Consider the following 12,183-nt stretch of genomic DNA (forward strand, 5'->3'; position numbering starts at 1 on the left):
CGATTAGTACACCGTCGGTAAGCGAAAGTGTCAGCAACGTTAGTTCGAGCGACTACCGTCCGATTAGCACACCGTCGGTAAGCGAAAGTGCTAGCAACATCAGTTCAAGTGACTATCGTCCGATTAGTACACCGTCGGTAAGCGAAAGTGTCAGCAACGTTAGTTCGAGCGACTATCGTCCAATTAGTACACCGTCGGTAAGCGAAAGTGTCAGCAACGTTAGTTCGAGCGACTATCAGCCAATTAGTACACCATCGGTAAGCGAAAGTGTCAGCAATGTTAGTTCAAGCGACTATCGTCCGATTAGCACACCGTCAGTAAGCGAAGGTGCTAGCAACGTTAGTTCGAGCGACTATCGTCCAATTAATACACCGTCGGTAAGCGAGGACGCCAGCAATATCAAGCCTAGCGATTACAAACCAATCAGCGATTCATCTGTAAGTGCTTCAGACAGTTTGGCGGATTCTGTTGATTATAAGGCGATTGCTGGTAAAGATGATACTGTAACGACAGACAGTCTTGCTAAAAAAGGTAAAGATGATGCCTTGAAAATGGCTGATTCTAAAGTAGATCAATCTACGACAGACGCTTTGGGTGCAGTAGATGTTACCGAAAAGGCCTTGGAGTCTGCCAATGCTGGAACTCAAAAAGCAAGCACAGGCAGTAGCCGCTATAACTTAGCTGTCTCACCGGAAGTTGAAACAGCTTTAGATTCCTTGTCAGAAGAACATAGAAATCAGTTTATTAAAGCGTTGAAAGACTATGGTTATGGTCTGAATAATTCTGAAACGTCGGCTACCACAACTCCAGAGTATACTTTAAGCTCAACTTCTTCAAGTAACAAGGGAAAGTTAGATTTTACTCCTTATGGTCAGTCTACTCTTACTGATAGCCAAGGTCAGCCTACGTCGGCTTATCAAGACTTGTTGGATCTTGCAAATAGTAAAGAAAGTCAGCCTCTATTTAATCAATCTGCAAGTAATGACTATCAGATCAAGAAAGGTGATAGCTTAGCCAAAATCGGCAATCTCCATTATCCAGATGATAAGGAAAAAGCAGCAGCAGCTTCTATGCTGGCTCTTCAGGATTTGCATGGACAGAATAAGCTGAACATCAATAATAAACAAAATCGTATTAATCTGACACCTGGTAATAAGGTCAATGTAGATTTATCTAACTATACATCAGAAGAAATCAGTGCATTAGCCAAAGGATTTAACAAAATCCAGTCGGCAGAAAATAAAATTGATACTTTCCGTCAGGCCCAAGAAGAAGCTAAGGCCTTGGCACGAGCTCAAGAAAGACAAAACAGAGCTTCTCAAGCAAGGAAAATCTGGCAGGAACAACCAACAAACGCTACTTCCAAACTAAGCGATTTGCTCCAGCAAAATACTGATTCATCCAGTGAAAGCAAAAGTCAAAAGATTGCTAAAGGATGGGCAAACCTGAGCGCACCTACGAAACCGAACCGATTTGGTCAGCCAAATTATCAAGCGGGTTACCAAGAGGTAAAAATTCGTCCAACAACTCTAGAAGAGGTAAGGCCGGGTGCACTCAGTCAATTTGTCAATAAATACCTTCTTGCAGATCCTAGCGCTTCGAATAAATATTTAGCCGAAACGAAGGTATTGCCAAAGGATTTTAGTCTAGATGCATTTGAAAAAAGATCCAAAATTAGCCATGAAGCTGGGAAAGCAGCCTTTAAGGAATACTATAATGATGCTGTTACTGGACTGGCTTCTTTGGCCGATTTAAGCTTTGATGGAATGAAAACTACGGCTCATAAGGCTGGGTTAGTCAATCTATCTAAAGATGAATTGAACGAAATTTATAATCGCGATTCTGCTGTGTGGCAAAGGATTATTGATAAATGGGATTCAACCTCTGCACCAGAGATGTTATTAGGAGTAAGCAGATATGTAATGAATCTTGCGAGTCAAGTCTCTCCTGGCTCCCACGAAATTAACTCTATTTCAAATTTCATAGCCGGAGACGGTTTGGCTCAAAAAAATCAGCTTAAAACTACCTTGGAAGCGGCAGAGTTTGCTTTACCAGCGTCGAAAGCATCTATAGCTGGAAAAATTGCAAAAAATGGCGTTGGTAGCGCAGCACATGCCATTGCCTCTAAAACTGGAAAAGCCTTAAACAAGGCGGAAGATTTTGGGAAAAATCTATTTGATGCTACTAAGAGTAAAGTTGATAATTTTGAGCAAAAAGGCCATCAGTCTGCTTTAACAGAAAAAGTTTTAAACAACATAGCAGATAGCGCAAATGCTCGAAGGGCTTCTAATTTTTATCCTCACATTGGCAAGGAAAAGAGGATTGATACGCATCGTTATGATCTATGGAATCGTCATGTGAATAAAGGCTTGGAGCCATCTGATAGAGCAAAGCTGACCCAATGGTCTCAACTACTTGAACCTGAATTCTATCTTGAGAACAAAAAAGTATTTGACAATCCAGATTATTTTAATCAGCTAACCGGAAACGCTATTTATCCAGGAACTCCCGAAAGTGCTTTGGGCAGAGTTGATGGAAGTATACATAAAGATGGATTTTTGAATGGTGAATACAAAGAATCCGTTATATTACCAGGAACCAGAATAAATAGGATTGGTTCTAATCCAACAGGAAGGTATTTCTCTCCTGCAGGAGCAACATTTGGTGAAAAGGCTTTGCCTCCTTTTATGAAATTACAACCGGATTCAGACTATATTACTCTAAAAAAGATACTAATAAGAGAAGGATTAGTCGCACCTTGGTTTGATGAACCTGGTATGGGTATTCAATATTATACATATTTGCCGATGAGAGAACTAGAAAAAGGTGGTTACTTACATAAAATAAAAAAGGAATGATTTTATGTTAACAAAATTAAAAAACAAAATTGAAGATGGAGTTTCCGAAATTGGAAATATAAAATTAGAAGAATTTGGAATCTATTTTTCAAACAAACCGCCTTACTTTCCAGAAGGAATCAATATAATAGAAAATAGAAATGAAAAATATAATCTAATTTTTACAGAAAGAGGTAAAATTACATCTGAGATTTCTAATCTAACTGATGACGAAGTGGCTTATCAAATTTTAAAAATTATCATTGAGATTGTTTCTTCACAAGCGATTGATGAAAAAAATGTGGATGTAATAGAAAGATTAATTAAAAGAAACGAATTTGATAAAGTTAGTCAATTAGTTGGGGAGACACAGGGGAAGAGGTATAGGTACGGAAAGGAGCTACTGCAAAAAATTAATCCTCTTTATGCTTTATGGTACGAAAGCGAGCATTATAAATAAATCTTAGGATAATCATATATCTAATCAGATAGCCATTCAGATCAAAAAAACGACCATAACGGTCGTTTTTTTGCATTACTCCACTTCCAATTCTTTCTGGTCAATTTTATGGGCTGTTCGGTAGGCTTGGTAAAAGATAAAGACAGCTAGAGCAGTCATAGCCGGTACGATGATTGGGATGTCCGTTTCGATAGCAGTCAGCGGTGAATTCCAGAAGAAGTGGAGAACGAAGGCTGCTAGGAAGTAGAAGAGCCCCACTCGGAAATAATTTTTCTGAGTCTTGGCATAATGCAGCATGAGTGCCAGACCGAGAGTGGTCAGGGCGGTGTATAGCCAGTGAGAGGCAACGCCGCCAGTAATGCGGCCTAGGATACCAGAGATAGTGAAGGAGAAGCCTTCGGGCAGGTCAGAGAGGATATAAGAGAAATCCTCGCTAATCTGAAAGCCCATGCCAGCCGTAATACCCAGCATCAAGAAAGATTTGAGCTTTTTGACGGGGACTAGATAGACAGCGAAGGCAACTGCCAACAGCTTGAGGGGTTCTTCAACCAGTGGAGCTGCGATGGCATTTTCTAGGTCGCTGAGCAAAGTGTTTGGGAAGCTGGTGCTGACCCACTCGTGGATATAGGTGTTGGCCAAGCCAGAGGTCCAGCCAGAGATGAAAAGGCCGCCTAGCAGAGCTATCCCAAGGCTAAGTGCAGGAGTCTGCCATTTTTTTCCCAGTTGACGAATCAAGAGCAGGGCAGGGACGATATAGAGCAGAGCCAAGAGGGCTGACAGTCCGACAATCCCATAGGAAGTACCTGACATACTGCCAGTAGTATAGGCTTGTGTCTCGTATTCTAAGCCAATCGCGCTCAGAAGGAGAAAAATGAAAAGAACAATATTTTTCTTCATAAGTAACTTTCTAAAATTTTATTTTCATCCTAGTATAACAAAAAAATCCTAAATAAAACCAATTTAAAAACTGGAAATTAAGGGCTAGTATAATACTTTACTTGCCAAACTGTCTCTTTTTGTTTATATTAGTTTTATAAGGTTTCTTGGAGGCGTTTGCATGTCGAAAAATCTGTTGAGGTTGAAATTGCTGGGAAGTCCGAGTGTCTTTCTCAATCAGGAGGAAGTCTTTTTTCCTTTTGCCAAAATCAATGCTCTGCTTTACTATCTTCACATCAATGGAGCAGTCAATCGGGAGGAGATTGCAGGAATCCTCTGGGAAAACAAGGATAATCAGACTGCCAAAAAGAATCTGCGCAACACGATTTATCAAGCTAACAAGCTACTAGGTGGGGAATGGATTGTCGCTCCAAACCGGACTGTGCTGTCGATTAATCCCGAGTGTGCGATTGAAAGTGATGTAGAACTTTTTACGGATCATCCTGCAGAGCATCTGTCTCTCTATCAAGGGGATTTTCTGCAGGGCTTCTATCTCAAGGACAGCGAGGCCTTTGATTATTGGGTGTCCAAGATGCGGACGCGATATGAGCAGCTTTATATCCAAGCTTGCTACCAACAGCTGGAAACAGAAAAAGACCAGCTGGATTTGGAAGAGGCTGAGCGGAATTTGCGCCGCTTGATCAGCATTGATGAGTTTGATGAGAAGAATTATCATCTGCTCATGAAGCTCTATCAGGATAATGATCGGCCTGGTAAGGTGATAGAGACCTACTACAAATTGGTCAATATTTTGGATAAGGAACTGGGCATCAGTCCAAATGAGTCTATCCAGCAACTCTACCATGAAGTGCTGGCCAAGGATCGGAGCGAGCGTAAGACCAAGCAGTTTCTGCGCAATACGGACCACTTTTTCGGGCGGGTCGATGAAATCAAGCGTTTGGAATCTTATTTCTCCAAAGTGATAGAGACTCAGGAAGCGCGTGCTCTGGTTCTAGTCGGTGGTACTGGTATTGGTAAGCGGACAGTGACTCGTCAAGTATTGGCCAATCAGACCAAGTATTTCCAGATTGTCATGGCTGAGTGCTTCAAGGAAGAGATGAAGGCAGAGTTCCAGCCTTGGCGTGGCTTGCTGGACGGCCTTGGCGACTTGGTTATTCAGCACCAGATTCTTTCTATCAGCCAGTGGCAGGTCATTTTGGAGAGTTATTTTCCCATTTTGACAGGAGGCGCTTCAGAACTTCAGTTGGATGCGGACAAGCTGGCTCAGTTTGTGGTGGATATTCTGCAGAAGATTTCTAAGAAAAAAGCTTTGATAATCTTGATTGAGGACTGTCACTGGATGGATAAGGCCAGCGTTGCTGTATTGGAGCAGGTCATGAATCATTTGACTGGCTATCCTGTGGCCTTTGTGCTGACCAAGCATTTGAGCACACCTTCTTATTTGGAACATTTTTTCAATCACCTGCTGGTACGCAATAAGCTGGGCTTTATTGAGCTGCAGCAGATGAATTTTAAGGATAGTGTTGCTTATTTGCAAGCCCAGACGGGGCATTTAGCCATATCTGAAGAACGACTTGAGGATATTTATCGGGTCAGTCAAGGCATCCCTTTCTTCCTATCGGAGTATGCTGAGCAGCTCCTGCGAGGAGAGAAGTTTCATCCGCTGACTCCGGCCATCAAGGCCAAGCTGTCTCTGAAGTTGGATTATCTGAGCAGCCAAGAGGAGGAGTTGGTAGACTATCTGGCTTGCTTTAGGGCTCCTGCGTCGGTTTCGCTCTTAGCTAGGCTACTAGGTTTGCCGATGGAAGAAGTGGTCGAAATCACTGAGGAGTTTGGACAGAAGCAGCTGTTGATGGAAGAGGAGCAGGGCGAGGAATTGGTAGTGCGGTTCAGCCAGGAGCTTTTGAGAATCTACGCCTATGAGCGCTTGTCATTGGCTAAGAAGCGAATGCTGCATCACCAGATTGCCCAAGGAATGGAAGACCAGTTGGGAGACTCTCTCTATCATGCTCAGCTGCTCAATGAAATCGCTTATCACTACAAGATGTCCAAGCAGCCCATTAAGTCTCTGGAGTACGAGCTGCATTATCTCGAGGCTACTCTGCAGTTTCATCACGAGCTCTTTCCGATTTATTCACGGGAGTTTGGATTTATCGAAAAGTCGGATGATAGCAATCAGTCCGCAATTTTGGACCAGTTTGACCGTATCCGTCGGGAGATGGAGGGCTTAGAGAGAAAACACCAGAATCACAAGGATTTTCAGCTCTTGGTTCTCCGCTTTCTCTATCTAGAAGGGCGCTATGCTATCCGGACAGGGGATTACCAGCAGGGGATGGACAATATCCAGCAGGTGATTGCTTCGGCCAAGGAGCTGCAGCAGATGGATTTTCTCCTAGAAGGCTATCGGCAGATGATTTACTACTGTATCCAGACGGAGAATATCCCTGAGATGCGCTACTATACGGAGCTGGCTCTAGATGCTTCGGTCCAGGCCAACAATCACGAGGCCATTGCTATCAACCTCCGACTCAAGGGGCTCTATCATCTCATGATTGGAGATGAGGAGCAGTCGCTTCATCATCTCTACCAGTCTATTGACTGTTTCAGCCTGACGGCTTCGCTGCGTTCCAAGTACTCGATTCAGATTGCGGCGGCTCTAGACTATCTGGCAGAGATTGAGCAGATTCGCGGGAATTTCACGGCAGCTCTGGCTCATCAGAAGGAGGCCATTAAGCTGACGGAAAATAAAATAGCAGAGCCTTCGATTTTTGCTTTCTACATCAGCTTGGGCATGACCTATTATCAGCTGAAAGATTATGAGCAGGCGGAGCGGATTTTCATCAAAGCCAAAACAGCTCTGAAGTCCCTTAGCTTTCCTTGGAAAGAGACCCAGTTGGAAGTGTATTTGGCCTTGATTGGCTGTGAGAAGAGAGATTACCATCCGGTGCTTGATCTGCTGCGGAAAAAGGATGGTCTTATCAGCCGCTATGGCAATCCGCGGGACAAGGGGCTGATCTACTATCTGATGGCTGTGATTAAGTATCGTCTGCTGACTGGCAGTTTGCAGAATGCAGACTTTGAAGACTTGCTGAATCAGGACTTTGAGACCTACTATGAAACGGCCAAAAGCCAGCTCAATCCCTACCGGGATCGTCATCAGCTAAAGGAATTAGAAAACTTATGCCAAGGCTTATCTCAGGCATTAAACACAAAATAAGAGAGGATGAAAGCAATGTTCATCCTCTTTTGATGTTTGTAATGAAGTTTTTAAATCCCCGTTAGTCATGTGCTTGTGCCCAGACTTGGGTCAGGTAAAAGACAAAGCTGGCTGCCAGATTAGCCGTATGGTTGTCTATATCGTGAGGCGGAGAGACTTCGACGATATCAAAGCCAATCAGCTTACCTGACGCGGCGATGTGCTGGAAGACCAAAACAGCTAGATTTGGGTCCACACCGAGAGACTGAATGGCACTGACACCAGGCGCTGCACCAGCTGCAAAGCAGTCAATATCAATGGTCAAATAGACCTGCTCCTTGTCGGCCAGAAAGACATCAACCACCTTGCAGACTTCCTTGTAGCCCATTTGGTACATATCCATTCCAGTCAGAAACTGGATGGCCTTGGATTTTGCCACAAAGTCAAAGAGAAAGAGATTGTTATTATGCTCCTGAATCCCCAGGATGAGGTAGTTAAAGGCCTGCTTCTGAGCCAGAGTGTCATCGAACATCTGGCGAAAACCGGTTCCAGAGTTAGGACCAGTCTGGTCATAGGGACGCAAATCAAAGTGGGCATCCATATTGATAACAGCCAAGTCTTGGTCAGGTCCTAGTGATGACTTGAGGCCCAGATAGTGGCCGTAGGCTGTTTCGTGGCCGCCTCCTAGAACAATAGGCCGGAGATTGAGCGCTCGCAGACGTTTGACTGCTCGAGCCAAGCTTTGCTGCAGCTGCTCCAGAGAGCGGTTAGGACCGTCAATGTCGCCAACATCAAAGACGCGGACGTTTCTGCCCAGATGCCAAGGAAGCTTGGCCAGCTGGGTTCGGATAGCTTGTGGTCCTTCGACAGCGCCCACTCGGCCGTGGTTGATATAAACCCCTTTGTCACTCTTGAAGCCAATCAAGGCAAAGTTGACGCCGTCAAAGGGTCTTAAGTTAGGGTCGTTTAAGTCCAAAAATTCAATAACCATCCCCCATTTGGCAGCATATAAATCATCATCTAGTCTCTTATGATAGTAGCTGTTATCTAGCTGATAGTAATCTTCTAACATGATTTTGTCCTTTTCCATAACGATACTTGCGACTTTATTATAAGAGTTTCCGCTAAGCCTGTCAATGGCTTTTGGCGGGAAAAGAAGCCCAGCTGAACGAGAGCGGGCTTCTTAGGTTAGCTTTTTTACAGAGTCATCAGCTTTAGAACTGAATGCTCAAGTCTACAGCCTTTTCAACGGCTGCTAGGAATTCTTCGTTTTCAATCAGCTCAGAAGCTTTGTTGAGCTCTTCATAGATTTCGATGTCCTTGTCAAACTCGATAAAGCGGACATGCTGACGGAAGAGGTCGTAGGCTGGCTTGGTTCCTTTACCAAGTTCATGGTTTTCTGGTTTCAGATCCAGAGCTTGGCAGGTTGCCATGATTTCTGTTGCCACGATGCGGCGAGAATTCTTGAGAATTTCAGCTGCCTTACGTGCTGCAGTAGTTCCCATGCTGACAAAGTCTTCTTGGTTTTCACAAGATGGGATAGAGTCTACGCTGGCTGGATGAGACAAGACCTTGTTCTCAGAAGCAAGCGAAGCACAAGCGTACTGGGTAATCATAAAGCCAGAGTTGAGTCCTGGGTGTTTGACCAAGAATGATGGAAGCTTGCTCAGTTGGCTGTTGACCAGACGTTCTACACGACGCTCGGATACATTTCCGATTTCAGAAATAGCGATGCCGAGGAAGTCGAATGGCTGTGCCATTGGTTCGCCGTGAAAGTTACCACCTGAGATAACATGGCCTTCCTTGGTGATGATAGGGTTGTCTGTGACGGAGTTGATCTCAACCTCAACCTTGGTCTTGACATAAGCGATAGAGTCCTTGCTGGCACCATGAATTTGCGGAATACAACGCAGGGTGTATGGGTCTTGGACCCGTTGTTGAGTGGCTACGGTTGTGTTGCCACTGCCTTCCAGAAGGTTGCGGATATTGCGGGCTGTAGCCAGCTGTCCGCTTTGAGGTCGAATGGTATGTAAGTCTTCTTCGAAAGGACTGGTAATACCATTGTGGACTTCCATGGAAAGAGCGCCAGCGACATCTGACAGCTTAAGTAGCTGGATGGCATCGTAGGTAGCCAGAGCTCCGATACCTGTCAGGACAGTCGTTCCGTTAATCAGCGCCAGCCCTTCCTTGGCTGCTAGAGCAATTTTCTCAATACCAGCCTTGTCCAAAGCTTCTTGCCCAGAGAGCAATTCACCTTGATAGTAAGCGCGGCCTAGTCCTAACATAGGCAAAACCATGTGAGCCAGCGGTGCCAAGTCACCAGAGGCACCGAGAGAGCCTTTTTCTGGAATAAACGGCACGACACCTTTATTGAGCAATTCCAGGAGCTTTTCGACAGTAGAGAGACGGATACCAGAATAGCCCTTGACCAAGGAATTAATCCGGATTAGCATAATCGCACGGACTGCATCTTCAGGCAGGGGATCGCCGTAGCCTGAAGAGTGCGTACGGATTAGGTTTTCTTGCAGTTGAGTCGTATCTTCTGGTGAGATGCTGACATTACAGAGAGAGCCAAAGCCAGTTGTAACACCGTATACGACCCGCTTTTCGCGGACGATGTCATCTACGATTTTGCGGGAAGCTTCTACTGCTTTTTTAGCTTCTTGGTCGATTTCGCAGGTGGCTCCATGACGGGCTACTGCGATAACGTCTTCTAAAGTAAGGTGTTCGCCATCCAAATTGATTACATGTGTCATAAGATTCATTCTCCTTCTTGTTCAAGAACTTTATTTTTACAAATCAGTACTATATAGATAAAGTATACTGCACTGGCGATAAGGACACCGATGAGGCCGTAGACATAGTTCATTGGGTTTTCACCCCAAATCATGACGAGGCTGACTAGAACCGCCAAAATTGGAATTACTGGACCAAATGGAACGCGGAAAACTACTTTCTTGTCTGGATATTTCTTTCTTAATACTAGTACAGCTAGAGCAGTTGGGATGTATTGGAAGAAGCGGAAGACCACGCTGAGAGCTGCTAATTCTTCAAATTTACCAGAGAAGAGCAGGACGATGGCCAGGATTCCTGAAATAATAATGGCAACTATAGGGGCATTTTTAGAGTTGGTTTCTGCAATTTTCTTAGGAAGCAGACCTTCATTTGCGATAGCTGCACCATAACGTGGAACCATGATAGATTCCCCGATGTTAAGTCCAGCAATAGAAATCAGCGCTCCGATAGAAACAATCCATGCTCCAACAGGGCCAATCATTTCGACAAAGGCGTCTTGTACAGAAGCATCTGTTTGCAGGATACGGCTGCCTAACATGGCGATAGTTCCTGCGATAATCAGCATATAGAGAACAGAGACAATACTGATAGAGCCCAAAATAGCTCGAGGTACATTCTTTTCCGGATTGCGCATTTCACCAGCAACGATAGACATGGTTTCAAATCCGATAAATCCGTAGAAGATATAAATGGCTGTACTAGAGATAGCTTTCATGATATCTACGCCAGGTTCTAGCTGAAGAAACGGAGTGAAGTTTCCTTTGTCAATTCCTCCTTTGATGAAGAAAATCGCACATAGACTGAAAGCGACAATTGGGATGAGCTTGGCTACGGTTGCGGTCAAGGTGAACATTTTGGAAGTCTTAAGACCTGATATATTCATTAGACTGAGCAAAATAATCAGGCTCACACTGAGCAGAAGTTCATAGGGGGCAAAGGATTTAAAAGTAATGACAAAAAGTCTCGCAAATCCTGCTGCCATAGCAGACCAAGCGATGATGGTAACTGCCCAGCCTAGGAAGCCAACATTAAATCCGACAAAGTCTCCAAAGGCTGCTTTAGAATATTGGAAGGCTCCGCCGTTTTTATTAAAATAACCTGCAGTTTCTGCCAAGCAGACGGCTAGGAGAATAACGAGAAGGGCAGTTCCAAGCATGACAGCTAGAGAGGCAGGACCAAGTCCTTTATAAATCTTTTGCGGTAGGAGGAAAATCCCTGAACCGATAACGGCATTGATACCGTAGAGAGTTGCACCGGAAAAGCTGAATTTCGCTTTTTCCTGTTCTTGTTCTTGTGCAGTGAGTTTAGTTGCATCCATAATAATGTTTCTCCTTTAGAGATATGGGATCCTTTCCAAGTAAAGATAGACTGGTGACAAGGCATCATGGTATCTTTACTTAGTAGGGATGTGGGTCAAACCAGCCCAAATAGCAAGGGGTGTCCCCTTTGGCTGGTTACTCGAAAACATTATATGCAGCTCAGTTTCCTGAGTCTCTTTTTCCACTATCAGAAGCTGCTCTGCCTCTAGGTTAAGCGCTGGCAGGTTTGTTCCCGTCACCGTCAGATCCTCTAAAGCATAGATAAATTGAATTTCGTCATCTCGGCTAAGTTCTTGCCCATTCGAGATGGCAATCATCTGTCCCTGATAATGGTCGCTGTAGATTAAGTTAAAGTCGGTACAAGTCCCCCGACTTGTGATATCATCACTCCCTTCAAAGACATAGGGAGTAAAGGGAGCTAGAACCGTTTCCTCCTGCCGACTGGCATTGTGGAGATGAAGTGTGTGGTCTAGGCTCATGAGAATGCGGTGAAAGCCGTTGAGGTCAGAAAACTGACTTTCAGCCAACTCCACAGTTGCTGTCGAGAGTCGATAGTCAAACTTCCGCTTACCATAGTGGCCAGTTGGCGGGGAAAGATAAAGCTGTTTCGTCTTTCCCCCCGACCAATCGGAAACTTGAAAATCATTTACTCTTAAAAGGGTTATATGTGTCATTTTT

General features: G+C 44.4%; 8 protein-coding genes. 3 read left to right on the plus strand and 5 right to left on the minus strand.

Annotated elements, in window-relative coordinates:
* Positions 1–455: 455 nt before the first annotated feature.
* Together RP262_RS01630 and RP262_RS01635 are read left to right on the plus strand one after the other, a co-directional pair.
* Positions 456–2,858: a TNT domain-containing protein gene (locus RP262_RS01630; protein WP_311154081.1), complete on the plus strand. Its 2,403-nt coding sequence runs from the start codon at positions 456–458 to the stop codon at positions 2,856–2,858.
* Positions 2,859–2,862: 4 nt separating this feature from the next.
* Positions 2,863–3,297, plus strand: a complete 435-nt coding sequence (locus RP262_RS01635; RefSeq protein WP_311154082.1) for an Imm63 family immunity protein — start codon at positions 2,863–2,865, stop codon at positions 3,295–3,297.
* 75 nt (positions 3,298–3,372) lie between these two features.
* On the opposite strand, the gene RP262_RS01640 is transcribed toward RP262_RS01635, so the two are convergent.
* Positions 3,373–4,194 (minus strand): PrsW family glutamic-type intramembrane protease, encoded by an 822-nt coding sequence (locus RP262_RS01640; RefSeq protein WP_311154083.1) that lies wholly within the window; start codon positions 4,192–4,194, stop codon positions 3,373–3,375.
* Between the two features lie 160 nt (positions 4,195–4,354).
* Here RP262_RS01640 and RP262_RS01645 point away from each other — a divergent pair, with 160 nt between their 5' ends.
* The gene (locus tag RP262_RS01645; protein ID WP_311154084.1) at positions 4,355–7,411 is read left to right on the plus strand and encodes an AAA family ATPase; all 3,057 of its coding nucleotides are present in this window, start codon (positions 4,355–4,357) and stop codon (positions 7,409–7,411) included.
* Positions 7,412–7,472: 61 nt separating this feature from the next.
* Here the strand turns inward: RP262_RS01645 and hutG are convergent, their stop codons facing one another.
* The 4 genes from hutG to RP262_RS01665 all read right to left on the minus strand — a co-directional run bounded on the left by hutG (position 7,473) and on the right by RP262_RS01665 (position 12,179).
* Positions 7,473–8,462 (minus strand): formimidoylglutamase, encoded by a 990-nt coding sequence (hutG, locus tag RP262_RS01650; RefSeq protein WP_311154085.1) that lies wholly within the window; start codon positions 8,460–8,462, stop codon positions 7,473–7,475.
* 142 nt (positions 8,463–8,604) lie between these two features.
* Positions 8,605–10,146 (minus strand): histidine ammonia-lyase, encoded by a 1,542-nt coding sequence (gene hutH / locus RP262_RS01655; RefSeq protein WP_311154086.1) that lies wholly within the window; start codon positions 10,144–10,146, stop codon positions 8,605–8,607.
* 5 nt (positions 10,147–10,151) lie between these two features.
* Positions 10,152–11,504, minus strand: a complete 1,353-nt coding sequence (locus RP262_RS01660; RefSeq protein WP_002898305.1) for an APC family permease — start codon at positions 11,502–11,504, stop codon at positions 10,152–10,154.
* A 75-nt stretch (positions 11,505–11,579) separates the two neighbouring features.
* A complete protein-coding gene (locus tag RP262_RS01665) occupies positions 11,580–12,179 on the minus strand; it encodes a HutD family protein (RefSeq protein ID WP_311154087.1) in 600 nt (199 codons plus the stop codon).
* Positions 12,180–12,183 lie beyond the last annotated feature (4 nt).

The organism is uncultured Streptococcus sp. (assembly GCF_963456385.1).
Lineage (GTDB): Bacteria > Bacillota > Bacilli > Lactobacillales > Streptococcaceae > Streptococcus.